Annotated in this window: 22 protein-coding genes; 19 read left to right on the top strand and 3 right to left on the bottom strand. The window is 52.6% G+C overall.

All coding sequences use genetic code 11. From position 1 onward, the window contains the following. The first annotated feature begins 315 nt into the window (after positions 1-315). The 15 genes from aspS (at position 316) to nusB (ending at position 17,733) form a co-directional block, all read left to right on the top strand. The gene (gene aspS, locus CBE74_RS19115) at positions 316-2,109 is read left to right on the top strand and encodes an aspartate--tRNA ligase (protein WP_180316378.1); all 1,794 of its coding nucleotides are present in this window, start codon (positions 316-318) and stop codon (positions 2,107-2,109) included. A gap of 134 nt (positions 2,110-2,243) precedes the next feature. Beyond that, the gene (locus tag CBE74_RS19110; protein ID WP_087454062.1) at positions 2,244-3,575 is read left to right on the top strand and encodes a phosphotransferase family protein; all 1,332 of its coding nucleotides are present in this window, start codon (positions 2,244-2,246) and stop codon (positions 3,573-3,575) included. A 204-nt stretch (positions 3,576-3,779) separates the two neighbouring features. Next, positions 3,780-5,117: a replication-associated recombination protein A gene (locus tag CBE74_RS19105; RefSeq protein ID WP_087454061.1), complete on the top strand. Its 1,338-nt coding sequence runs from the start codon at positions 3,780-3,782 to the stop codon at positions 5,115-5,117. A 232-nt stretch (positions 5,118-5,349) separates the two neighbouring features. After that, positions 5,350-8,022, top strand: a complete 2,673-nt coding sequence (alaS, locus tag CBE74_RS19100; protein WP_087454060.1) for an alanine--tRNA ligase — start codon at positions 5,350-5,352, stop codon at positions 8,020-8,022. 365 nt (positions 8,023-8,387) lie between these two features. After that, complete coding sequence (ruvX, locus tag CBE74_RS19095) at positions 8,388-8,981, top strand: Holliday junction resolvase RuvX (RefSeq protein ID WP_087454059.1); 594 nt, start codon at positions 8,388-8,390, stop codon at positions 8,979-8,981. A 3-nt stretch (positions 8,982-8,984) separates the two neighbouring features. Next, complete coding sequence (gene mltG, locus CBE74_RS19090) at positions 8,985-10,133, top strand: endolytic transglycosylase MltG (protein ID WP_087454058.1); 1,149 nt, start codon at positions 8,985-8,987, stop codon at positions 10,131-10,133. Between the two features lie 117 nt (positions 10,134-10,250). Next, a complete protein-coding gene (locus CBE74_RS19085; protein ID WP_087454057.1) occupies positions 10,251-11,126 on the top strand; it encodes a shikimate dehydrogenase in 876 nt (291 codons plus the stop codon). Positions 11,127-11,182: 56 nt separating this feature from the next. Continuing rightward, entirely contained in the window at positions 11,183-11,713 is a 531-nt protein-coding gene (locus tag CBE74_RS19080; RefSeq protein ID WP_087454056.1) for a prepilin peptidase, read from the top strand. Between the two features lie 82 nt (positions 11,714-11,795). Beyond that, positions 11,796-13,010 (top strand): chorismate synthase, encoded by a 1,215-nt coding sequence (gene aroC / locus CBE74_RS19075; RefSeq protein ID WP_180709359.1) that lies wholly within the window; start codon positions 11,796-11,798, stop codon positions 13,008-13,010. 8 nt (positions 13,011-13,018) lie between these two features. After that, the gene (locus CBE74_RS19070) at positions 13,019-13,615 is read left to right on the top strand and encodes a shikimate kinase (protein WP_087454054.1); all 597 of its coding nucleotides are present in this window, start codon (positions 13,019-13,021) and stop codon (positions 13,613-13,615) included. 49 nt (positions 13,616-13,664) lie between these two features. Beyond that, on the top strand, positions 13,665-14,744 hold the full coding sequence (gene aroB, locus CBE74_RS19065) for a 3-dehydroquinate synthase (protein WP_087454053.1): 1,080 nt from the start codon (positions 13,665-13,667) through the stop codon (positions 14,742-14,744). Positions 14,745-14,746: 2 nt separating this feature from the next. Continuing rightward, positions 14,747-15,187, top strand: a complete 441-nt coding sequence (aroQ, locus tag CBE74_RS19060) for a type II 3-dehydroquinate dehydratase (RefSeq protein ID WP_087454052.1) — start codon at positions 14,747-14,749, stop codon at positions 15,185-15,187. 77 nt (positions 15,188-15,264) lie between these two features. Further along, positions 15,265-16,359 (top strand): M24 family metallopeptidase, encoded by a 1,095-nt coding sequence (locus tag CBE74_RS19055; protein WP_087454051.1) that lies wholly within the window; start codon positions 15,265-15,267, stop codon positions 16,357-16,359. Positions 16,360-16,519: 160 nt separating this feature from the next. Next, positions 16,520-17,083: an elongation factor P gene (efp, locus tag CBE74_RS19050; protein WP_087454050.1), complete on the top strand. Its 564-nt coding sequence runs from the start codon at positions 16,520-16,522 to the stop codon at positions 17,081-17,083. 8 nt (positions 17,084-17,091) lie between these two features. Next, on the top strand, positions 17,092-17,733 hold the full coding sequence (gene nusB, locus CBE74_RS19045; protein WP_087454893.1) for a transcription antitermination factor NusB: 642 nt from the start codon (positions 17,092-17,094) through the stop codon (positions 17,731-17,733). Positions 17,734-17,819: 86 nt separating this feature from the next. Here nusB and CBE74_RS19040 read toward each other — a convergent pair whose 3' ends face one another. From CBE74_RS19040 to CBE74_RS19030, 3 genes are read right to left on the bottom strand one after another with little or no spacing between them, the layout of a single operon-like run. Continuing rightward, positions 17,820-18,245, bottom strand: coding sequence for a YbjN domain-containing protein (locus CBE74_RS19040; protein ID WP_087454049.1), 426 nt, complete (start codon positions 18,243-18,245; stop codon positions 17,820-17,822). Beyond that, on the bottom strand, positions 18,238-18,711 hold the full coding sequence (locus tag CBE74_RS19035) for a YbjN domain-containing protein (protein WP_087454048.1): 474 nt from the start codon (positions 18,709-18,711) through the stop codon (positions 18,238-18,240). Before CBE74_RS19035 ends, CBE74_RS19040 begins: the two co-directional genes overlap by 8 nt. A 4-nt stretch (positions 18,712-18,715) precedes the next feature. Then, on the bottom strand, positions 18,716-20,095 hold the full coding sequence (locus CBE74_RS19030; protein WP_087454047.1) for a TIGR01777 family oxidoreductase: 1,380 nt from the start codon (positions 20,093-20,095) through the stop codon (positions 18,716-18,718). A 572-nt stretch (positions 20,096-20,667) separates the two neighbouring features. Here CBE74_RS19030 and pyrR point away from each other — a divergent pair. From pyrR to carA, 4 genes are all read left to right on the top strand, one after another. Then, positions 20,668-21,240: a bifunctional pyr operon transcriptional regulator/uracil phosphoribosyltransferase PyrR gene (gene pyrR / locus CBE74_RS19025; protein ID WP_087454046.1), complete on the top strand. Its 573-nt coding sequence runs from the start codon at positions 20,668-20,670 to the stop codon at positions 21,238-21,240. Positions 21,241-21,242: 2 nt separating this feature from the next. Next, a complete protein-coding gene (locus CBE74_RS19020) occupies positions 21,243-22,184 on the top strand; it encodes an aspartate carbamoyltransferase catalytic subunit (protein WP_087454045.1) in 942 nt (313 codons plus the stop codon). Positions 22,185-22,202: 18 nt separating this feature from the next. Continuing rightward, the gene (locus tag CBE74_RS19015; RefSeq protein WP_087454044.1) at positions 22,203-23,561 is read left to right on the top strand and encodes a dihydroorotase; all 1,359 of its coding nucleotides are present in this window, start codon (positions 22,203-22,205) and stop codon (positions 23,559-23,561) included. A gap of 103 nt (positions 23,562-23,664) precedes the next feature. Next, entirely contained in the window at positions 23,665-24,897 is a 1,233-nt protein-coding gene (gene carA / locus CBE74_RS19010; protein ID WP_087454043.1) for a glutamine-hydrolyzing carbamoyl-phosphate synthase small subunit, read from the top strand. Positions 24,898-24,918 lie beyond the last annotated feature (21 nt).

Genomic DNA, 24,918 nt, shown 5'->3' with positions numbered 1-24,918 from the left:
TATCATGCCACACGACTTGACCCTTTCATCGGCGCTCAAGAGGAAAAGAAGGAAAGATTCAGCAATACTTCACCTAAAAGCCGAGAAAAGAATGAGAAATCCGTCAAAAGAATGCCCTCTGTCACGTGCTTAGGCTAGTCCAGGTCTTTGCATGGCCTTATGGGCAAAGGTTTTCCTGTGTCTTTCTACCTTGTCAATCACGGAATAATAATTGTGGCGCCCGCTGTCGCGCGGGGCGTACCTCAAGGGGTAGAATCGAGCAGTTGATAAGCAAAGGGCGGATTGAATCCGCACAAGCGAAAGGATTTGGTGCACGTGTTGCGCACTCATCTCGCGGGTGATCTCCGTAAGGATATCGCTGGGCAGACTGTTACCCTCACTGGTTGGGTTTCTCGCCGTCGTGATCACGGTGGCGTTATCTTCATCGACCTAAGGGAATCTTCTGGTCTTGTTCAGGTGGTCTTCCGTGAGAACGACGTGGCCGAGAAAGCTCACCATTTACGCAGTGAGTTCTGCGTCAAGGTTACTGGTGTCGTGGAAGCTCGCCCTGAAGGATCTGAGAACCCTAACCTAGCGTCGGGTGAGATCGAGGTGAACGTTAGTGATCTTGAGATCTTGAACGAAGCCGCAGCACTGCCGTTCCAAATCGACGATGCATCCCAAAGCGGCGGAGAAGTGGGAGAGGAAGCGCGACTGAAGTACCGCTACCTCGACCTCCGCCGTCCTACACAGGGTGGGGCACTGCGTCTGCGTTCAAAAGCTAACCAGGCAGCACGTCGAGTGCTCGATACCCATGACTTTGTGGAGATCGAGACTCCTACGCTGACTCGCTCTACCCCTGAAGGCGCACGAGACTTCCTAGTACCTGCTCGTTTGAAGCCTGGCTCATGGTACGCGCTTCCTCAATCACCACAGCTTTTCAAGCAGCTGCTGATGGTTGCAGGCATGGAGCGCTATTACCAGATTGCGCGCTGTTACCGAGACGAGGACTTCCGTGCTGACCGCCAGCCGGAGTTCACTCAGCTTGACATCGAGATGAGCTTCGTCGACCAAGATGACGTCATTGCTCTTGCAGAAGAAATTGTTACCGAGATCTGGAAACTCATCGGTTACAACATTCCTACCCCGATCCCACGTATGACGTATGCCGATGCTATGCGTCTTTACGGCTCTGATAAACCAGACCTGCGCTTTGACATCAAGATCGTAGAGTGCGCTGATTACTTCAAGGACACCACTTTCCGTGTTTTCCAAAACGAATACGTGGGCGCTGTGGTCATGGAAGGCGGAGCATCGCAGCCACGTCGTCAGCTCGATGCATGGCAAGAGTGGGCTAAGCAGCGTGGCGCAAAGGGACTTGCATACATTTTGGTGGGAGAAGACGGAGAACTGTCTGGCCCAGTAGCCAAGAACATCACTGAGGCAGAGCGCGCTGGAATTGCTGCGCACGTTGGGGCAAAACCAGGCGACTGCATCTTCTTTGCCGCCGGTGACACAAAGAGCTCTCGTGCCCTCCTTGGCGCAGCCCGTGGCGAGATTGCTCGCAAGCTGGACCTTATCAAGGATGGCGATTGGGCCTTTACCTGGGTCGTCGACGCGCCTTTGTTTGAATCTGCCGCGGACGCTACCGCTTCTGGTGACGTAGCTCTAGGACATTCCAAGTGGACGGCTGTGCACCACGCGTTTACTTCTCCAAAGCCAGAATGGATGGAATCCTTCGACGAAAACCCAGGTGAGGCTACAGCCTACGCTTACGATATCGTCTGCAACGGCAACGAGATCGGCGGAGGTTCGATTCGTATCCACCGCCGTGATGTGCAAGAACGCGTGTTCAAGGTCATGGGCATCACGGAAGAAGAAGCTCGTGAGAAGTTTGGCTTCTTGCTTGACGCCTTCGCTTTCGGTGCGCCGCCACACGGTGGAATCGCCTTTGGTTGGGACCGCATTGTCTCCCTGCTGGGCGGCTTTGATTCTATTCGTGACGTCATTGCCTTCCCCAAGTCCGGCGGCGGAGTTGATCCGCTAACTGACGCTCCTGCGCCGATCCCACTGGAACAGCGTCGTGAGACAGGGGTAGATTTCAAACCTAAGAAGAAGTCTGCGGAATAGTCTGGTATTAAGCGATCCCGCATTTGTGAGAGTTACCGAGGCTTGCCTCGATTATCATCCGAGTCGTTGTGTTTGGTTGTACACCTGCAGTTCGACTCGGATGTGGCACGACATGCTCGAGGAGGGCAGTGCACATGGGCCGAATGAGCAAGAACAGCAAACTTGGTGTCCAAGTGGTCGTTGACCATGCTGAAAACAAAACATCCGTCGAATCTATAGTGGAAGCGGCGCAAGAGCTCCTTTCAAAGCGATATGGCGGACGGCAAGAACTACTAGAAGTAGAAAAACTAAACGGCTCGGGTACTGCGATTGTGCTAAGAGCTAGGGTTGCTCCATCGCCGTTTTTACAGCAACGTTCGGTGGTCCTTAAATATATTCCCCCGACGGGACGGCTTATCGACGAATCCACGTTAATGCGGGAAGTGGTTTCTTATCAGTTCACGACTTCCTTGAACGAAGAAGTCCGACCTGGCCCTGTGCTGTTGGCGTATGACGTTGACGAGCACATCCTGGTCATTTCAGATTCTGGTGATGGCGATACTTTTGCTGACCTGCTTGATAGCTCAAACGCCGATTTGCGTATTGAAATTCTCCGCAATCTGGGAGAAGCGATAGGCAAGCTGCACGTGGGAACGGCATCCAAAGAGCAGGATTTTGACATCCTTTTGCACCGAATGCTGACCAAGCATCCTGAGATCACGGAGATGCACGACTTCCGTGAGCGCTTACTCCGAATGTATATCGAGGTAGGCATCAAGCTCATTGAACAGCAGGGGATCATTGTCCCCGAGGTGGTAAAGGAATTTGCTGATAATGCCCGACGTCGTTTGACCTCGGGGCAGCATCGAGCGTTTACGCCTTTTGACTTGTCTCCAGACAACATTATCGTTTCCGATAAGACGCATTTCTTAGACTATGAGTGGGCTGGGTTCAGGGATGCTGCTTTCGACGTCGCATGCGTGGTGGCTGGTTTCCCGCAGTTCCTCTTTGCTCGTCCAGTCATGGACGATGAAGCGGACATCTTTATTGACTCTTGGGCACAGCAGGTTGCAGGCATGTGGCCCAACGTTCGGAATCTCTCGCGACTCCATGCCCGTATCCTTACCGCATTGGTTGGTTGGGCGTTTTCCTCCGTGGCCATGATGCATATGGGATATGACAATGAAGCGTTTGAGGATCTCTATCAGGGGATGGTTTCCGATGGCGCGGAGTCCATGAATGTTGACGCAATAGTCGCGCGGCTTACGACTTCTGGTAACACTTTGTTGCACGACATCTTCCGTATTGCTGAGGAAGAAGACGATGAAAATGCCGTTTTTGATGAGGACAAAGAAGCTCTGCTCCTCATCAGAAGAGACCTGTATGAAACATTTGAAGCCTTGTACAGGTTTGCGCGGCGTGAGTCAGACTCCCGCTTCCCTGTAGTAGCGGATTTTGCAGGTAAGTTCGTAGAAAAGCTCGATTAACAGCGTTAAACCAAACGCTGGGCACAGAAAACGGCTGATTATTCAGGCCTCATTGTGTAGAGGTGCTAGGGATATACTGGCACCTCTATGTTTTTCACATGGGCTCACGTTCTCATGTTAAGGCTCACTCAACAATCAGGACTTAACGTGCAGCTGTAGCTTGACCGGATTGTGTTGAACTCAAAGAGGAGGGGCGAACACATCATGGAGGATCTCTTTAGCACCGGGGAAAAAGGAAACACTGTTAAACCTGAAGTCTTTGCAGCCGGTGCACATTCTCCTCTAGCTGCGAGAATGCGTCCGCGTTCGCTTGACGAGGTCGTGGGACAGCAGCACTTACTGGGGCCGGGGCGGCCACTACGGCGCCTCATCGAGGGATCAGGTGAGGCATCCGTGATTCTGTACGGGCCACCGGGCACCGGCAAGACTACGATCGCGTCGCTTATCAGCTCGGCCACCGGCCATCATTTTGTTGGCTTATCGGCGCTGAACTCCGGAGTAAAAGAAGTGCGTGCTGTGATCGACGAGGCCCGGCGCAGCCTTATCCACGGCAAGCGGACCGTTTTGTTTATCGACGAGGTGCACCGATTTTCTAAAACACAGCAGGACGCTCTCCTTGCTGCTGTGGAAAACAGAACTGTGCTCCTTGTTGCTGCCACTACAGAGAACCCTTCTTTTTCCGTCGTTTCTCCGCTTCTGTCCCGATCTTTGGTATTGCAGCTGCAACCATTAGATCCGGATGCTATTAAGGAAGTACTTCAACGAGCGATCGTCGATCCCCGTGGATTAGGGGAGCGAATCCAGGTCACAGATGAAGCTCTTGAGCAGCTGGTGTTGCTAGCAGGCGGAGACGCGCGCAGAGCGCTTACATATCTTGAGGCCGCAGCAGAAGCTATTCCTGATAATGAGCAGCTCACGGTCGACGCTATTCGCGAGAACGTAGACCGTGCCATCGTGCGTTATGATCGCGACGGCGATCAGCATTATGACGTGACCAGTGCCTTTATTAAATCAATCAGGGGCTCAGACGTGGATGCTGCGTTGCATTATTTGGCGCGAATGATCGATGCAGGGGAGGATCCACGATTTATCGCTAGGAGATTGATCATTCATGCTAGCGAAGACATTGGTATGGCCGATCCTTCTGCTCTGCAAACAGCTGTAGCGGCAGGGCAAGCAGTTCAGATGATCGGAATGCCTGAGGCTCGGATAACGTTGGCCCAAGCAACGATTCATTTAGCTACTGCGCCGAAGTCCAATTCCGTGATTTGTGCAGTAGATGGAGCTCTTGCGGATATCAGAAAAGGGAAATATGGCCCAGTGCCGGCACATTTACGTGATGGGCATTATGCGGGAGCAAAACAGCTGGGAAATGCTGTGGGCTATAAATATCCGCACGATGATCCACGTGGCGTGGTACAACAACGCTATGTGCCGCCTGAGCTAGATAATGCAGTGTATTACCACCCCACGAAACACGGTGCAGAAAAACGGATTTCTGATTACATTGGCCGGCTTCGTCGGATGATTCGGCCTTCGTAGCGTTGCCCTTCTGCGTTATTTTCGAGGGGACTCGGTGGTATTTGAGGGAGTCAAGCATGGAATCAGGACTGCGAGCGGGTAGAGTAGTAGCCCGACTGCCTAGATTCTTCCGCGTAGGGTGATGAAGGGCCTCATGAGGCGTGATGGTGTGTGATGCTGGATGCGTCGAAAAGCTGTTGCTGGCCTCGTGAGTATTACTAGATTCTTAAGACAACAAGCGAGGAACACTGCCGTGCAGACCCATGAAATTCGGGAACGCTTCACCAATCACTTTGTTAAAGCTGGCCACCAGGCTGTGCCAAGTGCGTCGCTGATCTTGGATGACCCGAACCTGCTTTTTGTTAACGCCGGCATGGTTCCGTTTAAGCCATACTTCCTCGGACAACAGAACCCGCCATTCCCTAACGGCACTGCTACGTCGATCCAAAAGTGCGTGCGTACTCTGGATATTGAAGAAGTCGGAATTACCACCCGTCACAACACGTTTTTCCAGATGGCTGGCAACTTTTCTTTCGGCCAGTACTTTAAAGAAGGCGCGATTACCCACGCATGGTCGCTGCTCACGGAGCCCGTAGCCGAAGGCGGATTTGGGCTTGATCCAGAACGCCTCTGGGTCACCGTTTATCTTGACGACGACGAGGCCGCCGATATCTGGAACAAAAAGATCGGCATCCCCGCAGAACGTATTCAGCGGCTAGGGATGGCAGATAACTACTGGTCAATGGGTGTCCCAGGTCCTTGTGGCCCGTGCTCTGAGATTTACTATGACCGCGGTGCCGCATACGGCAAAGAAGGCGGCCCAATCGCCGACGATAACCGCTACATGGAGATCTGGAACCTGGTCTTCATGCAGAACGAGCGCGGTGAGGGAATCGGAAAAGACAACTTTGAGATTCTGGGCCCGCTGCCTAAAAAAAACATTGATACCGGCCTGGGCGTCGAGCGCGTCGCGTGCATTCTCCAAGGCGTAGACAACGTCTATGAGACAGACCTGTTGCGTCCAGTTATTGATGTAGCAGAGAAGCTTACGGGTGCTTCCTATGGCGAGGGCGCACCGCAACAGGACCTTATCCGATTCCGCGTGATTGCGGATCATTCGCGCACTGGCATGATGCTGATCCTTGATGGCGTTACCCCAGGTAACGAGGGTCGTGGGTACATCTTGCGCCGTCTCCTGCGTCGTATCATTCGTTCCGCGCACCTTCTTGGCGCCAAGGGCAATACCCTGGAACAATTCATGAACACCATCATGGATACGATGACTCCGTCTTATCCTGAGATCGCGGACAACCGTGAGCGTATTCTCAAGGTTGCGCTTACAGAAGAGAAGGCCTTCCTTAAGACGCTTGCCTCCGGAACGCAGCTTTTTGAGGAAAAAGCAGACGAGGTGAAAACCGAGGGCAAGAAGCTTCTCGACGGCGCATCTGCCTTCAAACTGCACGACACTTACGGTTTCCCCATTGACTTGACTCTGGAAATGGCTGCTGAGGCTGGACTGGAAGTAGACACTGCTGGTTTTGATTCACTCATGGCTGAGCAACGTGCGCGCGCCAAGGCCGATAACCGGGCTAAGAAGCACGGACACGTGGATCTCAGTATCTACCGCGAGTGGGTAGACGAGCACCCGACCGAGTTCACGGGATATAGCGAGCTCAGCACGGAATCGAAGGTGCTCGGCATGATCGCCGGAGGAGCTAAGGTCCATGAGGTCGCCGCTGGTGATGAAGTCGAAATTATCTTGGAAGCCTCTCCGCTGTACGCCGAAGCCGGCGGTCAGATAGGAGACCGTGGCACAATCGTCATGGGCGATACCATAGTAAACGTCAACGATGTGCAGAAGATCGGCAAGAAACTATGGGTGCACAAGGCAACTGTGGCTCAAGGTGGATTAAGCATCGGGGATACGGTTTCTGCGAACGTCGATAAGCAATGGCGCCATAGCGCGCGCCAAGCGCACTCGGCTACGCACTTGATTCACGCGGCACTGCGTGACGTGCTCGGTCCTACTGCAGTTCAGGCTGGTTCCCTGAACCGGCCAGGGTATCTTCGCTTTGATTTCAACTACACCGAAGCACTGACGGCTGAGCAGCTCGCACAAATCCAGTTGATCACTAATCAAGCTGTAGACGTTGACTGGGCTGTGAACACCATTGAAACCTCGCTTGATGAGGCGAAAGCTATGGGTGCTATGGCGCTGTTCGGTGAGAACTACGGTTCTACTGTGCGTGTTGTAGAAATCGGTGGCCCATTCTCAATGGAACTCTGCGGTGGAACTCACGTTGAGCATTCCTCGCAGATTGGTCCGGTAGCTATCCTAGGTGAGGCCTCCGTGGGCTCCGGTGTGCGCCGTATCGAGGCATATTCCGGCCTTGACTCGTTCCAGTATTTGGCAAAAGAACGGGCATTGGTTGAAGGAATCGCTGCCTCGATGAAGGCCAAGACGGATGATGTTCCTGAGCGGATCGCATCTCTTACCCAGAAGCTCAAGGAGGCTGAAAAAGCCGTGGCCGATCTTCGCGCAGCGCAACTGCGTAACCAGGCCGCTACACTTCTGACGGACGCCGATGAGGTTAACGGAGTGACCGTTGTGGCCCATCGCTTGGCAGAACACGTTTCCAGCAATGATGTGCGTGCTTTGGCTATCGACCTGAAGTCACGCCTAGGAGATAAACCAGCCGTGATCGCTTTGATTGCGGAAGACGGCAGCGGCAAGACTCCATTTGTGGTTGCTGCAACGAAGGCTGGAGTCGCACAAGGCGTGAAAGCTAATGAGCTGGCCAAGGTGCTTGGTGGTTACATCCAAGGTAATGGTGGCGGTAAACCAGATATGGCTCAGGGGTCTGCGCGAGACATCGCGGGCTTTGATTCGGGTGTCGCGGCTGTTAAGGATGAAATCCGCAGCTAGTAACGGTATAACGTCTGTGACGTAGATCGTATAATGCTGCATACAAGGCACTGGTCCCCAAGGAGATAAGGTCTCTCGGAAGGGTCGGTGCCTTGTGCATATGGCGGCGTGAGACTCTGGACCGGGGTCACGGAAAGCGCCATTTTATGGAACTACCTATGTGTGAAAACTTGAGATTGAATTAATGATCGTTGGACGTTCCCGGTCACAAAAAGGTAACGTTGTTATGTCCCGTTCCATTCTTTGGAGCGCAGTCTTTGAGTGATTCGCCTTTTGTGCAGGTATACGCATTCTTTTTCTGAAGATGTTGTGGCGTGCATAGGTGGTTAGTCCAGGTTTTAGCTATAAGAGTTTAAAGGATACCTATGCCAATTACCCCCGATACCCCTGGTATTGACGATCCTGGAAATGGACGACGACTGGGTATTGACGTAGGCACTGTACGAATCGGCGTGGCCGCATCCGATCGGGGTGCTCGATTGGCGATGCCAGTGGAAACTGTTCCTCGTAAAACAGGCCTGAGAGATCGAGACCAGGGCGACATAGATCGGCTACTAGAGATTATTCGTGAGTACGCCGTGGTGGAAGTCGTAGTGGGACTTCCTAGAGACCTCAAGGGAAATGGCTCTAAGAGTGTCAAGCACGCCAAGGACATAGCTTTTAGGATTTCTCGACGCCTCCAGGCTTCCGAATCTTCGATTCCCGTACGGTTAGCTGATGAACGGCTCACCACGGTCGTCGCCACGCAAGCGCTTCGTGCTTCCGGCATTTCCGAGAAAATAGGGCGAAAAGTAATTGACCAAGCCGCTGCGGTAGAAATTCTACAATCGTGGTTGGATGGGCGACACGCGTATAAAGAGCGGAATGATATGGCAGGCTCGACAGAAGACGGCTACACAGATGCTTCGGTCATTCCAGAGGCAGCTTTGAATCCAGAATCCCCGAACGAAAGGCGTTGATCGATGCGAATGGAAAGTAAGTATGTCAAGCGCCGTCAGCGTGGCCTAGCCGTTTTGGTAGCAGCGCTTGTTTTAATCATCGGTGCTGTTACTTATATTGGTGTGCATCTTTTTAACGGTGGATCAGATTACAAGGGCGCTGGTAACGGAAATTATGAGTTAGTGGAGATTCCTGAGGGCTCTTCTCTCTCTGAACTAGGTCCTGAGCTAGAAAAGCGCAAGGTCGTAGCAACAAATAACGCTTTCCAATCCGCAGCGTTTTCCCACCCCAACGCTAGCCGTATTGAGCCAGGATTTTATCGGCTGCAGCAGCATATGAGTGCGGCTGAGGCAGTGAAGGCTCTTCTCGACCCCGCTAACAAGGTCGAGGCCCTGGGGATCCCTGGTGGTGCCACATTGCTCGATGTCACAGTTGTGAAGGGGAATACCCGCAAGGGCATCTATTCGATGATCTCCGACGTAACGTGTACTCAGGGATCTACAAACTGCATTTCCCCAGAGGAACTCCAAAAAGTGGCTGGTACCGCAGATCCCTCGGAGTTGGGAGTCCCTGCGTGGGCGGTTGAAGCGGTGAAGGCTCGGGGTAATGACCCTAAGCGCCTGGAAGGACTTATTGTCCCAGGAACCTACATCGTGAACCCCACTAGCGATGCCAAGGGCATCTTGAACGATTTGATTACCCGTGGTGCTAAGTCGTTTGAAAGCACGGACTTAGAAGGCCGTGCTAATGCCATGGGTATTAAGCCATATGACCTGCTTACTGCAGCATCACTCGTAGAGCGAGAAGCACCTGCGGGAGACTTTGATAAGGTCGCCCGAGTGATCTTGAATCGTCTGGCTAAGCCGATGCGGCTGGAATTCGACTCCACCGTTAACTACGGGCTAAGCGAGCAAGAAGTTGCTACCACGGATGAAGACCGCGGAAAAAAGACTGCGTGGAACACATACGCTATGGAGGGTCTACCAGCGACTCCGATTGCTAGCCCCTCTAAAGAAGCCATCGATGCAATGGAAAACCCAGCAACTGGCGATTGGCTCTACTTTGTTACCACCCATCGCGATGGAACAACAGTATTTAGCAATAATTTCGACGATCACCAGCGAGCAACGCGTGATTCGATCCAAAATGGCGTTCTAGATAGTAACCGTTAAAAAACCGGGCGACAGCTTCTGGGATAGCACACAAGAAAACCTCCGACCATGTTTCAGGCGGCACTTTTATAGTGACCATGAGACAAGGGGCGGAGGCTCTTTCTATACTTAGCTACCATGACCACACTGTCTGCATCGTCTGCTCCTTCAGTAACAATCACACACCGCGCTGCGGTGCTGGGCAGCCCCATTGAGCATTCTTTATCTCCCACGCTGCATAACGCTGGTTACCAGGCGATGGGGTTAACTCATTGGGAGTACGGCCGAATCTTGTGCACAGAGGCGCAATTGCCCGAAATAGTGGGCAACGCAGACGCCACGTACCAAGGTTTTTCTGTGACTATGCCGGCAAAGTTTGCAGCGTTGGACTATGCCACAGAAGTCACCCCTAGGGCCGCCCGGATTGGTGCAGCGAACACTTTAGTTCGCAGCGATACTGGATGGCTTGCGGATAACACAGATGTAGATGGGGTGACAGGCGCCCTTAGCGAATTATTCGACGGCGACCTCGCCGCGCTTCAGGGGGCGCATGCGCTCGTCATTGGTGCAGGAGGAACGGCTAGGCCTGCTGTGTGGGCATTGATTCAATCTGGGATCAAACACATCACGATAGCTAACCGCAGTGAGCGTAGCGTGGAATTTTATCCCCTTATAGAAGAGACGGATGAATCCTTGTCCTTCGCCCGTCTTGATGGGGACATAAGCGAGATCGCTGCAAAGTCTGCGGTAACAATTTCTACGATCCCGGCTCAGGGGAGCAGCCAGCTAGCGTATCAGGCTGTTCACGCCCCGCTTCTCGACGTCATCTATTCCCCGTGGCCCACCCCATTAACCCAAGCGGCAAGCGCGCATGGCACCCCTGCAGTAGGTGGGCATGTCATGCTGGCACATCAGGCCTTTGGACAATTCAGACTCTTTACCGGACACGATGCTCCACGCGAGGCAATGAGATCTGCCTTATATCGGGCGCTGCACATAGCTCCTGAGGAATAAAACGGCGAGGGGGAACGTACAGACGTCGAAAAGCTAAGAACGCTAGTGTTAGCAGCATGGGGGAGCAACATAACGTAGTAATGCTGGAAGAATATGCTGATGCAGCGGTAGTGCTCGTTGTTGTGGCATGGGCAGGTGGTCTGTGTCTCTACGATTTACGGTATCGCACGCTACCGGACGTACTCACTATTCCCGTGGCTATAGGTGTGGTCGTTGGGGCCGTAGAGATTGGTCGCCCGAGCTGCTTATTGGGCGGAATGGTGTGGGCAGGGATGTATTTTTTATTAGGACTAAGCCTGCAAGGTTCCATAGGCGGCGGTGACATTAAATTAGCGCTTATCACCGGTACCGTTGCTGCCATGCATTCGCCGTTAGCCGTAGTATGCGCGATGGCAGTGGCTCAGCTGGTTAGCCTATGCGCAGGGGCCATTATGGTCTTTTATCAAAAGTCTCACAGCGTGCAGGCGTGGGGTAGGAACGTAAAGAGCCATGGTGTCAGAGATTCTGTTCAACAGCGCACCGTACGTATCCCGCATGGGCCGGCAATGCTCCTGGCCACGGCTTTCTCCTATGTGATTACCCCCTAAAGGTGTCTCATGGGATGGGATAGGCGTCATTTTTGGCGCCGAAAGAGGGCTAATGTCATACCTTCATGTCATAATGCGAACCATGCTTCGTTGGACTACTTCAGGAGAATCTCACGGCCAGGCACTCGTTGCCATGCTTGAGAATATGCCCGCTGGTGTCTCTCTCTCTAGAGAAGACATTTCTGCTCAACTCGCGCGGCGCCGGCTCGGACACGGGCGAGGCGCTCGGATGAAATTTGAAGCCGACGAGGTCACGATTCTTGGTGGGGTTCGGCATGGCAAGACCTTGGGGAGTCCGATCGCTATCATGATCGGCAACACCGAATGGCCTAAATGGACTGCCATTATGTCTGCCGACCCATTGGATCCTCATGACCAAGAAGCCGCTGATGCGATGAACTCTGGTCGTGGCGCTCGGCTAACGCGTCCTCGCCCAGGCCACGCTGATTTTTCTGGCATGATCAAGTATGGATTTGATGAGGCACGGCCAGTGCTTGAGCGATCATCTGCGCGAGAGACTGCTGCACGGGTAGCGGCAGGAACCGTAGCCCGAGCGTTTTTGCGTGAAGTATTCAATGTAGATGTGTTGTCTTATGTCGTGTCCATTGGGCGCTCGGAACCTTATGAGGGACCGCTGCCTTCTGTGGAAGACCTCGATAGAATCGATGCGTCGCCAGTGCGTGCAGCTGATGAATCATCAGAAGCCTCAATGGTGAGCGAGATCGAGCAAGCAAAGAAACAGGGGGATACGCTCGGCGGAATCGTGGAAGTAGTAGTTTCCGGTCTCCCCATCGGATTGGGCTCGCATATTTCTGGTGACAATCGTCTTGATGCACAACTGGCAGCTGCATTGATGAGTATCCAAGCCATTAAAGGGGTTGAAGTCGGCGATGGCTTTGAAGAGGCGCGCCGTAGAGGCTCGGAAGCCCACGATGAGATTGTGCGTACGGCCGACGGTATCCAGCGTCTGAGTAACCGAGCAGGCGGACTAGAAGGGGGTATGACCAACGGAGAAACCCTGCGTTTGCGTGCGGCGATGAAGCCGATATCAACAGTTCCCCGTGCCCTGAAAACTATAGACATGACGGATGGAAAACCTGCGACAGGAATACATCAACGCTCGGATGTCTGTGCTGTACCCGCAGCTGGCGTAGTCACAGAGTCGATGGTGGCGTTGGTCTTGGCTCGTGCTGCCTTGGAGAAGTTCGGCGGAGATTCAGTTGCAGAAACTAAACGGAATGTGAATTCTTATTTAGAGTATGTACAGAACCGACTGTGCTTTGATGTGGAAAGCTAAGAGGGGCAATGCCTGACCAGACTGAGATTCCTGATGGCCCTGCGATGAAAGACCTTGAGGAAGGCGCTGCGGAGCAATCTGTTCCCAGGACACGTCCCCTAGTGGTGCTCGTAGGGCCACCAGGTGCGGGAAAAACCACAGTGGGGAAGCGACTCGCCAATGCGCTACACACTACTTTTGTGGATACTGACGCATTGATAGAGCAGTCCACTGGGCAATCATGCGGTGTGATTTTTAGCCAGATGGGCGAGCCCGAATTTAGAAAACTCGAAGAGGAGAAAGTACGAGAAGCCCTCGGCACCTCCGGCGTAGTTAGTTTGGGTGGGGGTGCAGTCTTAAGCCCTCTCACGCGGAGTTTATTGCTTGGGCATACCGTGATATGGATAGACGTGAACCCGGAGGAAGGCGCTAAGCGAACAGGTGCAGATAACTCCAGGCCGATTCTTCAATCGCAGGATCCTATTGCGCATTATCGCGAGCTTGTTGAGTCTCGTCGTCCGCTGTACCGGGAAGTATCACGGCATCGCTCTAACACCACGGGGCGAGGCCCGCAACGAGTAGTCGCAGACATACTGGGTTATTTAGAGTCCATCAAAGAGCACTGATACAGAAGTATTCACGCTTTCCTTTTCACGCAGTACAAGACGGGAAAATATGCAAACGATTGAAGTCAATGGAGCAGCGCCGTACAAGGTAATGATAGGACACAGTCTTTTTGAAGACGTGGCCAAGCGCGTGAAAGAGGTGGGCGCGGCGCAGGCTGCCATTATCATCCAACCAGTGATGAACGATGCGGCTAAGGAGCTTGCGAAGGTCATTGAAACGCAGGGTCAACAAGTAACAATCATTACTGTTCCCGATGCTGAAGATGGAAAAACCCTAAACGTGGCTGGCGACTGCTGGGATACGTTGGGGAAGAAGACCTTTGGGCGTAAAGACGTCATCATTGGTCTTGGTGGTGGGGCCGTGACTGATCTTGCAGGTTTTGTCGCGGCATGCTGGATGCGTGGGATCGCAGTGATACACGTGCCGACCACACTCTTATCAATGGTGGACGCTGCTGTGGGTGGAAAAACCGGGATCAATACGGAGGCCGGAAAGAACCTTGTAGGTGCATTTCATGAGCCTTCTGGTGTTTTTATTGATCTAGACATGATCGCCACGCTGCCAGATCAGGAAAAAATCTCGGGATCAGCAGAGATCATTAAAACAGGTTTTATTGAGGACACTAAGATCCTTTCGCTCTATGAGGAGAACCCGGAAGCCTGTTTCAGCGTAGAAGGGGATCTGCCTGAGCTTATTGCTAGGTCCGTGGCCGTAAAAGCTCGCGTGGTTGCTTCAGATTTGAAGGAAGCTGGTTTGCGGGAGACCCTCAATTATGGGCACACCTTTGGTCATGCAGTAGAGCTCAAAGAAAATTTTGAATGGCGACACGGCAACGCTGTAGCTGTGGGCATGATGTTTGTGGCAGCGCTGGCTCGTAATCGAGGCCTGATCACAGATGAGCTATACCTGCGCCATAAAAATATCCTTAGCTCCGTGGGATTGCCTACCGCTTATCCAGAAGGGCATTTTGATGAGCTCTACCAAGCCATGCTGCGAGATAAGAAGAATCGAGATGGGCGTATCCGGTTTGTTGCCTTGACCGGTGCAGGGGAGACTACTCGCATAGAAGATGCAGAAAAAGCCGAACTGATTGCTGCATATGAGACTCTGAACGCAAGGGGTGCGTAGCCATGAATATTCTGGTTCTTAACGGCCCCAATCTTGACCGCTTGGGTAAACGGCAGCCGGAAGTGTATGGCCGGACCACGTTAGCCGACGTGGAAAAAACACTTGTGGAGCGGGCAGCCGCGTTGGGTGTGACAGTTACCGTTAGACAATCCAATCATGAGGGAGAACTCATAGAGTGGGTGCACGAGGCCGCTGATGCCGGCTGGCCCGTGATTATTAATCCTGGTGGGTTGACCCATACCTCAGTGGCGCTGCGTGATGCTCTCGCAGAAGTTCATGAGGGTGTAGGGTTTGTAGAGGTGCATATCTCCAACATCCATGCACGCGAGGAATTCCGCCATCACAGTTTCCTTTCTCCTATTGCGCGAGGAGTCATAGCTGGTTTAGGTGTGATGGGATATGAGCTAGCCCTTGAGTATTTGGTGTCGAATAGTCATTCTTGAACTACGCAAAACTGAGGCGTTACGGAGCATTTAAAAGCACGAATTTTCTAGAGATCAATTTCAGATGGAGAACAGAAATGGCTTTGCACGACACACGATTTGAGACGCGTCGTAGAGCACTGGCTGCTGAGCTGGCCAGTCAGCGTATCGATTCCATGTTGATTACTCATCTCACTCATGTGAGGTATTTGTCCGGATTCTCGGGTTCTAATGCCGCCCTCTTTATCAATAAGGATTTGTCTGCGCGTATATGCACAGATGGTCGTTATACCACGCAGGTAGGGAAGGAAGTCCCTGATATTGAGGCTCTGATCAAACGTAATTCGGCTCAAGAGTTGCTCGCTCAGGTTGATGGGCCACGCCGGATTGGCTTTGAGGCTGATTATGTTTCCTTTGCTCACAAAGAGACGCTGCAAAAGAATTGTGGCGACGACATCACGTTAGTTCCTGTTTCCGGTGTGATTGAAAATATACGATTGCGCAAGGATCCACACGAGCTTGATCGGCTTCGCGAAGTCGCAGATATTGCTAACTCGTCGTTTCAAGAGCTTATCGACGCCGGTGAGATCGCAGCGGGCCGTACAGAGATGGAGGTCGCAGCAGACCTTGAATATCGGATGAGGTGTAAGGGCTCAGAACGTCCCAGCTTTGACACAATCGTGGCTTCCGGTCCTAACTCCGCTAAGCCGCATCATGGAGCTGGCTCTCGGGTTATCCAGGCAGGGGACATCGTCACGATTGACTTTGGAGCGCATGCTTATGGCTATAACTCTGACACCACTCGCACCGTTATGGTGGGGCACGCGACGGATTTTGCGCAAGAGATTTACGGCATCGTGCTCGAAGCTCAATTGGCTGGTTGCGCTGCTGCTGTACCCGGCGTGGAGCTAGTAGACGTGGACCGCGCTTGCCGATCTGTGATTGAAAAAGCTGGCTATGGTGATTTTTTTGTTCATTCCACGGGCCATGGACTTGGCTTAGATGTGCACGAAGCGCCCTCCGCCGCACAGACCGGTACCGGCGTACTTGAAGAGAACATGACATTGACTATTGAGCCCGGCATTTATGTCCCAGGTCAAGGCGGAGTACGGATTGAAGATTCCCTCATTATTAAGCATGGTGGTGCTGAAAATCTGACCAAGCTTTCTAAAGATCTGTTGATTCTCCCGTAAAACGAAAATACGCAGTCGCGTGCTGGCCTACCTAAGGCGTCGGTGTCCCACTCATGGATATTAAGAGCACCCTTGTTATGATTACATCAGGTTTCATGGTGTACCCTTGGTAGGCTATTGACAGCACTAGGCTTTCCAACCACAGAAAGAAGTTCTAAGCGTGGCAACCACCGCTGATTTCAAGAACGGTCTTGTACTTAAGATCGATAATAAACTGCAGCAGATTATCGAATTCCAGCACGTCAAGCCAGGCAAAGGTCCTGCGTTTGTTCGTACCAAGCTGAAGGACGTTGTTTCAGGCAAGGTTACGGATAAAACCTTCAATGCCGGCGTGAAGGTAGAGACCGCTACGGTTGACCGCCGTGACATGACCTACCTTTACAATGACGGCAGCAACTACGTGGTTATGGATGAAAAGAACTACGAGCAGGTAGAACTCGCTCCTCATATCATGGGTGAGGCTGCACGCTTCCTCTTGGAGAATACTTCGGTTCAGGTCTCCTTCCATGAGGGTGAGCCACTGTTCGCAGAACTTCCTGTGTCCGTCGATCTTCGTGTTGAGCACACTGACCCAGGCCTGCAGGGAGACCGTTCTACCGGTGGAACCAAGCCTGCTACCTTGGAAACTGGTGCGGAGATTCAGGTGCCGTTGTTCATTGAGACCGGAAACGTAGTCAAAGTTGATACGCGTGATGGCTCTTACCTGTCTCGTGTTAATAACTAGTTGTGGGCATGAGCGAATCTGAAACGAAAAGTTCCGAGGCTGGGAAAGCTTCGGAGTCGTCACGAGTACGTGGGCGCAAGCGCCATGGTTCCCGGTATAAGGCTCGGCGTCGTGCAGCGGAGGTTCTTTATGAAGCCGAGGTACGAGACGTAGATCCAGTAGCGATCGTCGAGGATCGAATTTCTCTGTCCTATCACCAGGATCTTGGGGTCGCTCCGGTTGCTGCTTATACAAAGGAAATCGTAGCGGGTGCTGCCCAGGAACTTGATCGTATCGACGGACTTATCGCTGCGAACCTAGCTGAGAACTGGGAACTTGAGCGTATCTCTGCTGTTGATCGAGCTATCTTGCGTGTTGCGGTATGGGAGCTCATCTTTAATGAAGACGTCCCTGTTGCTACCGCAGTTGTTGAGGGAGTGGAACTAGTAAGCCAATACTCAACTGACGTGGCACCTGCTTATGTCAACGCTTTGCTCGATAGTATCGCGCAGAATATTGAAAAGCATCGTGCTGAGCCCACTGAAGCACCCGCGGAAGAACCGTTGGAGCAAGAAGATTCAGCGGACGACACCACGGAAGTTGCGGTAGAGGATTCCTCGGTAAAAACAACTGACGAGGAGCGTATCGTTTCTGAATCAATTCCGGAGTAGCGTACATAAAGCACACCGGAAAGTGCCGTCAAAGACCAGGGCCGTTCCCATCGTGGAGAGGGAAAACGGCCCTGGTCTTATTTTTTTTAAGGCGCTGTTTCTGTGAGTGAGTTCGTGGCCGAGTCAAAGGCGTCGAAAAGCTTAAAAATTGTATTGATCGACGTCTCTAGGGCTGCGCCTAACTGCTTATCTGTCAATCCGGCTGCGCATGGGTTCTCTACCTCCGCCCGAAGAAGTGGCGGAGTTGTTCTGTCCACAATGGTTACCGAGCCCAATACTGTTGAATTATTAATGCTATTGGCAGCGATGCATAAGCCGGAGATTTCACCGGATGGACAACCCCGGTCGGAGCGTATGACGAGGGTCGAGAGCAGCGCCATGAAAACAAATTCTGCGCCGTTAAGATTTGCCATTGCGATTCCTCGTTGTGGATCAATAACGCGCAACGTGATCCCAAACGTGGACATCGCAGCAGTCACTCGATCCAGATTTATAGCTAGCGGCTTAGGCATCAGGATTCTCCCAACTGACGAGGTGTGGGAAAGCAACATCAAAGTGATTCCATAAACCCACGAAAGCATCGATGGTGGACACCAAGAAAGCGCCTACCTGGTTGAAACTAGCGCCCTCAGAAACTCGCAACACTCGGTGGGAAATGACCTGTAGGTTGCGCTCGGGTGTCTCATGAAATTTTACTGTGGGCAGCAGTGTAGTGAGATTCCACTCATTAACGTGTGCCAATAGTTGGGGAGCTTGATCAGCCGGGACAAACGCACGCCATTGGCTCCGTGCCAGAAGATAACCATCGGACATAGCGAGGCTGATGGAATTATTGATAAAACCAGTGTGCAGCATGTCCTCATCCCGCACATAGTGGAGGTCTTCTTGAGTAAGGATGGTCTCTAGTACGTCAAGGCTGAGTGAGCCGACGTCGAGTCGGTCGTGCTCTGTTGTCGAGGTGTCATAAGAAGTATTCATGCTGTTACTTTGCGGTGGTATCGGGGTCATTGGCCAGAGGTTCCCCACCTAATTCATGTGCTAGGCAGGCATCAACGTGCAGGTAGCGGAATGTGTGATCGAGCTGGAGCATCCGGAAAGGGGAGACTCGCTGATTAGCAAAAGCCACTTCTTCCGCTCCCTGGGCGCCCAGAATTAGTTTGGGACCGATCGATGGAATAGGAAACTTGGACGGCCGTTTGAGCTGAGTCCCCAGGGCCTTGGCAAAATCCTGGTTACGGATAGGGTTAGGTGCAACAGCGTTGATAGGGCCAGACATGGAGGGGTCGACTAGCGCTCTCACATAAAGATCACACAGGTCATCTATGGAGATCCATGAAACCCATGGGGCACCACCTTCAAATGAACCCCCTAAGCCCACAGAGAAAAGAGTTTTCAGCACGGGAAGTACTCCGCCGCGTCCGCTTAGCGTTGCGCCTGTGCGTAGATAGACTGCTCGTTTACCAGCTGCTGCAACTGCTGCGCTGGCAAGCTCCCAATCCTGCACAACGTCCGCAAGGAAACCAGATCCTGCTGATGAACTCTCATCCAGTACTTCATCCTCGCGTTGGACTCCATAAAAACCTATGGAGGACGCTTGTATAAGTGTGTGGCAGGTAGGACTCTCAGCGACTAATGCGGCAAGATGCTGAGATGGCTCGATGCGGGAATCCCGAATCGCTTTTTTGCGGGAATCCGTGAATCGTCCGGCTATTGACTCACCTGCGAGGTGTATCAGTGCATCCACGCCCTCAAGGAGATTGCTGTTGGGACTCAGCGGATCCCATAGACGTTCGCCGTCAGATGGGTGCGAGCGAACAAGCGGAATTACTGTGTGCCCCAAGGACGTTAGCTGAGCACGGAGTGCTTTACCTACCAAGCCGCGAGAACCGGTCATGGCTACGGTTAAAGAAGTCGTGGCACCTGAATTGCGCTGTTGTATTTCCGCAAATCTTTGACCAGCTACAATATCATGAATCAGCTGTTGTTGGCGGTACGCGAAGGAAGGTGCGAGCGTAGATTTAGGTGCGCGGGTATAAACCGTATCCGTAATCGCTGTGCCATGTGCGTGGTCAGAAAACTCGTGTACGTGCCGCCAGTTAGCTAAAGCCTTAATCGGGGATGTTACGCATACATCAGTGAATCGGTACCCTTTGACATACCCGGACAAATCATGACGGGCCTCCCATCGAAGTCCTGCAGGAAGCGAAAAAACGGTTGTTCCTGCCGCTAAGTCGGGGGTCTCCTGCGTGGGCGTCATGGGGAAAAAGGGAGGAGTAAGCCGCACAATAGCGCCTGGTCGGGTGTGCCACATCCAGACGTCATTGCGGGAAGCTGGTACCACGTGGGTGGTGCTAAAGCTCATGTGACTCCTTAAAACATGGCATGGGGGGCTACAGCTCTATTGTTAGGTCAGCATCGTGGGGCATATCTGACTGAGTGTATCCGCTAAACGGTCACTGTGGGGATCGGCTGGCGCGGCGTTTGGAAAACGTGTTTATGCGTTGGATGACGGTGCATCCAGATGTTCACAACTTTCCCAGACTCCGCATCCTAGAGTAGCGCTTAATATTATTTTGTTGGGAAACCTATTGTGCGTGTGATTCCGGACGTGGATAGAAAACAGGTGAGAAGCCGGTGAGAAGTCTATGCCAAGAAAAATCTGTGAACTCGACTTTTCTGAACGTTGTTTAACCTAAGGGGGTATCCCCAACATCGGGATATAGTCAAATGTGCGCCCTTTGTGTCGAATTGGGAAACTAAGTGCTACTATCACTTGCAGTCACGGTTTTTACGCTGTGTTTTCACCGTTCATAATAGGTTGTTCATTGGTTTCCTCAGGAACTTGATGGGCGAGTCATAATGGCTTGTGAGCTTACATATATATGTTCGACATCCTTTAACAGACCGCACAGAGAGGCGGGAAAGGAGGTCACGATGAGCGAAAACTCGCAAGGGATTATCGAGCTGCTTGGCAGCGACGATGTCTCTCGAACCGTCGCACGCATCGCGCACCAGATCATTGAAAAAACGGCCCTTGATTCTGAGGGCTCTTTACCGGTAATACTGCTGGGCATTCCGTCCGGAGGTGTTCCTTTAGCGCACCACTTGGCTGCGAAAATTTCTGAATTCGCCGGTGTAGCTGTTCCCGTGGGATCTTTGGACATTACGTTGTACCGAGATGACCTGCGGACAAAACCCCATCGTGCGTTACAACCAACTCTGATTCCTCAAGGTGGAATCGACGGTACGCACATCATTATCGTTGATGATGTTCTCTATTCCGGCCGCACCATCCGTGCCGCGTTAGATGCTCTCCGCGACATCGGGCGCCCCGAGACCATCCAATTAGCTGTTCTTGTTGATCGTGGACACCGTCAGCTGCCTATCCGTGCTGATTATGTAGGTAAAAACCTTCCGACTTCTCGTGAAGAAGACGTGAAAGTCCTAGTCGAAGCAATTGATGGCCGAGACGCTGTCATCCTGACTCGTGAAGCATCGGAGGCCTAGCCATGAAGCACCTTCTGTCTATCTCAGATCTCAGCAAGGACGAGATTCTCGGAATCATGGATGAGGCTGATCGTTTCCGCGAGGCACTTACTGGCCGAGAGATTAAAAAGCTTCCTACCCTCCGCGGTCGGACTATCTTCACGTTGTTCTATGAGAACTCCACGAGAACTCGTTCTTCTTTTGAAACCGCTGGAAAATGGATGAGCGCTGATGTGATTAACATTTCCGCTAGTTCTTCTTCCGTGAAAAAAGGGGAGTCGCTCAAAGACACCGGCCTGACCTTGTCAGCTATCGGCGCCGATGCCATCATCATCCGGCACCCTTCGTCTGGCGCGGCTCAGCAATTAGCGCAGTGGGTTGCGCCGGAGGGACAAGGCCCCAGCGTTATTAATGCTGGCGACGGTTCCCACCAGCACCCCACGCAGGCGCTTCTCGACGCCATCACGATCCGGCAGCGACTCGGAAACATCGAAGGTCGCAAAATCGTCATTGTGGGAGACTGCCTTCACTCTCGCGTTGTTCGTTCTAACGTAGACCTGCTCACCTGCTTGGGTGCAGAAGTGGTGCTTGTCGCGCCTCCGACGTTGCTGCCCTTGGGCATCGAGCAATGGCCCGTTCGTTGCTCATACACTATGGACACCGAGATTAAAGACGCAGATGTGGTGATGATGCTCCGCGTGCAGCAGGAGCGTATGCATGGCGGATTTTTCCCATCGCACCGCGAATACGCAGCGTTGTATGGCATGTCTAAGGAACGCGAGTCACGGCTGCAGGATCACGCAATTGTTATGCACCCTGGGCCAATGTTGCGAGGCATGGAAATTAACTACGCCGTGGCTGACGCGCCCCGCACAGCGGTGCTTCAGCAAGTAAATAACGGTGTACACACTCGCATGGCAGTTCTGTTTACCCTCATCGCCGGCACAAATACCCCCGGTTTCTAAAAAGGAGTTTGGCTCGAAGTGACTACCCCTAACGACTACCCAGAGACTGGACAACTTGCTCCCGCCCCAGAGCGGACTCTTCTGCTCACCAACGTTCGACCTTATGGTGAGGACGAACCGACCAGCGTATTCATCTCTCAAGGCACGATCACAGCCATGGGATATGACGCAGATAAGTACTCTGCAGACGACGTCGTAGATGGAGAAGGCAACATTCTCCTTCCAGGTCTCGTGGATATGCATGTTCATCTACGTGAGCCAGGGCGCGAAGATACGGAAACAATTGCAACTGGTTCCGCAGCAGCAGCTAAAGGCGGTTTTACAGCAGTTTTTACTATGGCCAATACTCTTCCAGTGTTGGACCAGCCGATTATCGCCGAATCCGTATGGGCTAAGTCGCAGCAGATCGGCCTATGCGACGTCCATCCTGTTGGCTCAATCACCAAAGGACTCCAAGGCAAAGAGCTCACTGAGTTTGGCATGATGGCCAATTCAGACGCCAAGGTTCGCATGTTCTCGGATGACGGAAAATGCGTTGATAACCCGCTTATCATGCGTAGGGCCGTGGAATACGCCAAGGGAATGGATGTTCTCCTAGCGCAACACTGCGAGGATCCTCGTCTGACCGATGGCGCTGTGGCTCATGAAGGAAAGATCGCCGCTGAGCTTGGACTCGGTGGCTGGCCGCGCGTTGCAGAGGAATCTATTGTTGCCCGCGACGCTATCTTGGCCCGTGATTACGGCGGCAGAACGCATATCTGCCATGCCTCTACTGAAGGCACCGTGGAGCTGCTTAAATGGGCAAAAGCGCAGGATATCCCGCTGACTGCAGAAGTAACCCCGCACCATCTTTTGCTTACCGACGAGCGCCTGCACACCTATGACGGCGTTAACCGAGTCAATCCGCCGCTGCGGGAAGCCCGGGACACACTGGCGCTGCGAGATGCGCTTTTGAATGGTTTTATCGACTGTGTTGCCACAGATCATGCACCGCACGGATCTGAGGATAAATGTTGCGAATTTGAGCATGCGAAGCCAGGAATGTTAGGGCTTGAAACATCGCTGCCGATCATTGCGCAGATTTTTGTGGATAGCAGCCTGGCTGACTGGAGATTCGTCGCAAAGGTCATGAGTGAGCGTCCTGCGGAGATCCTGCGTCTTCCTGGACATGGGCGCCCCATCGCAGTGGGAGAACCAGCAAACTTGACTGTGGTTAACCCCCATAGCCCTTGGACTGCGCATGGTTGCGATATGGCCTCCAAAGCAGAAAACACCCCCTTTGAAGGGATGGAGTTTACAGCCAAGGTAACCACCACGATCCTGCGCGGTCGGCTGACCTGCATTGATGGTCAACCGGCGAGCCCGCGATCCGCCTAGATACTTTAGTGTTCTCTGATTTGTTACCTCAGGTGCTGCAAAACACGTAAACCTGAGGTAAGCGGGTCCACAGCATGCTCCCCAAAATTTTTCAAGGGAAAACATGACCACAACTTATTCACCCCAGCGCGATTATCGCGGTGCGGATATAAATACAGCTAAGAAAGGCGACACAGTGACGTCGACGTTCCAGAATCGATCCGAAGCCGTCCTTGTTCTTGCAGACGGACGCATCTTCCGAGGTCAATCCTTTGGTGCTTTAGGAACCACGCTTGGCGAAGCCGTATTTACTACTGCGATGACTGGTTATCAAGAGACTATGACAGACCCTTCCTATCATCGCCAGATCGTTGTATCCGCGGCACCTCATATTGGTAACACCGGATGGAATGATGAAGACAGCGAGTCTTATGGGGAAAAGATATGGATCGCTGGTCTAGTAATCCGCGATCTTTCTCACCGCGTTTCCAACTGGAGGGCTTCTCGTAGTCTTGAAGAAGAAATGCAGGCTCAAAATATTGTCGGAATCTCTAGCCTAGACACCAGGACTATCGTCCGCCATCTCCGCAATTTTGGCTCGATCTCGGCAGGAATTTTCTCAGGGGAGGACGCTGCTCGGAGTCCTGAAGAACTCGTAGACATTGTTAAAGGGCAGCCGAGCATGGCTGGTGCCGATCTTGCCGGTGAAGTATCAACCGATGCGCCGTATGTGGTCGAGGCAGAGGGGGAGACCACGTTTACGGTGCTCGCCTATGACATGGGCATTAAAACAAATACTCCTCGAAACTTTGCGGCGCGGGGCATACGGACAATCGTGGTTCCAGCCAACACCCCATATCAGGAGATTGTGGGATATAACCCTGACGGTGTGTTTATTTCCAACGGCCCTGGTGATCCTGCCACCGCAGACGTTATGGTCGGGATCGTCCAAGAAGTTCTTGAACACAAAATCCCGCTATTCGGCATTTGTTTTGGCAATCAGATCCTTGGGCGTGCCTTAGGCATGAAGACTTACAAGATGAAATTCGGGCACCGAGGGATTAACGTTCCCGTCCTCAACCACCTCACGGGGAAAATCGACATCACAGCGCAAAACCATGGTTTCGCGCTAGAGGGCAAAGCCGGAGAAACATTTGAAACTCCGTTTGGGGACGCACACGTAACGCATACGTGCCTTAATGACGACACGGTAGAAGGCGTTGCCTTGGTCAACGGACTTGCTTATTCCGTTCAGTATCACCCCGAAGCAGCAGCTGGTCCTCACGATGCAAACCCGCTGTTCGATCAGTTTGTTGAACTGATGTCCACTCACAACTCCGCTGTTACTGCGAACTAAAACCAGGAAGGTTTTTAAAAT

This window comes from Corynebacterium silvaticum, assembly GCF_002162115.2.
GTDB classification, from domain to species: Bacteria; Actinomycetota; Actinomycetes; order Mycobacteriales; family Mycobacteriaceae; genus Corynebacterium; species Corynebacterium silvaticum.
The sequence above is the reverse complement of the archived record's forward strand: the minus strand, read 5'-3'. Positions and strand labels throughout refer to the sequence as shown.

What these genes read in the sequence shown, in the direction of transcription:
- CBE74_RS19110 (WP_087454062.1), top strand. Translation starts at nt 2,244, where the DNA reads ATGGGCCGAATGAGCAAGAACAGCAAACTTGGTGTCCAAGTGGTCGTT.
- CBE74_RS19105 (WP_087454061.1), top strand. Translation starts at nt 3,780, where the DNA reads ATGGAGGATCTCTTTAGCACCGGGGAAAAAGGAAACACTGTTAAACCT.
- ruvX (WP_087454059.1), top strand. Translation starts at nt 8,388, where the DNA reads ATGCCAATTACCCCCGATACCCCTGGTATTGACGATCCTGGAAATGGA.
- mltG (WP_087454058.1), top strand. Translation starts at nt 8,985, where the DNA reads ATGCGAATGGAAAGTAAGTATGTCAAGCGCCGTCAGCGTGGCCTAGCC.
- CBE74_RS19085 (WP_087454057.1), top strand. Translation starts at nt 10,251, where the DNA reads ATGACCACACTGTCTGCATCGTCTGCTCCTTCAGTAACAATCACACAC.
- CBE74_RS19080 (WP_087454056.1), top strand. Translation starts at nt 11,183, where the DNA reads ATGGGGGAGCAACATAACGTAGTAATGCTGGAAGAATATGCTGATGCA.
- aroC (WP_180709359.1), top strand. Translation starts at nt 11,796, where the DNA reads ATGCTTCGTTGGACTACTTCAGGAGAATCTCACGGCCAGGCACTCGTT.
- CBE74_RS19070 (WP_087454054.1), top strand. Translation starts at nt 13,019, where the DNA reads ATGCCTGACCAGACTGAGATTCCTGATGGCCCTGCGATGAAAGACCTT.
- aroB (WP_087454053.1), top strand. Translation starts at nt 13,665, where the DNA reads ATGCAAACGATTGAAGTCAATGGAGCAGCGCCGTACAAGGTAATGATA.
- aroQ (WP_087454052.1), top strand. Translation starts at nt 14,747, where the DNA reads ATGAATATTCTGGTTCTTAACGGCCCCAATCTTGACCGCTTGGGTAAA.
- CBE74_RS19055 (WP_087454051.1), top strand. Translation starts at nt 15,265, where the DNA reads ATGGCTTTGCACGACACACGATTTGAGACGCGTCGTAGAGCACTGGCT.
- nusB (WP_087454893.1), top strand. Translation starts at nt 17,092, where the DNA reads ATGAGCGAATCTGAAACGAAAAGTTCCGAGGCTGGGAAAGCTTCGGAG.
- CBE74_RS19040 (WP_087454049.1), bottom strand. Translation starts at nt 18,245, where the DNA reads ATGCCTAAGCCGCTAGCTATAAATCTGGATCGAGTGACTGCTGCGATG.
- CBE74_RS19035 (WP_087454048.1), bottom strand. Translation starts at nt 18,711, where the DNA reads ATGAATACTTCTTATGACACCTCGACAACAGAGCACGACCGACTCGAC.
- CBE74_RS19030 (WP_087454047.1), bottom strand. Translation starts at nt 20,095, where the DNA reads ATGAGCTTTAGCACCACCCACGTGGTACCAGCTTCCCGCAATGACGTC.
- pyrR (WP_087454046.1), top strand. Translation starts at nt 20,668, where the DNA reads ATGAGCGAAAACTCGCAAGGGATTATCGAGCTGCTTGGCAGCGACGAT.
- CBE74_RS19020 (WP_087454045.1), top strand. Translation starts at nt 21,243, where the DNA reads ATGAAGCACCTTCTGTCTATCTCAGATCTCAGCAAGGACGAGATTCTC.
- carA (WP_087454043.1), top strand. Translation starts at nt 23,665, where the DNA reads ATGACCACAACTTATTCACCCCAGCGCGATTATCGCGGTGCGGATATA.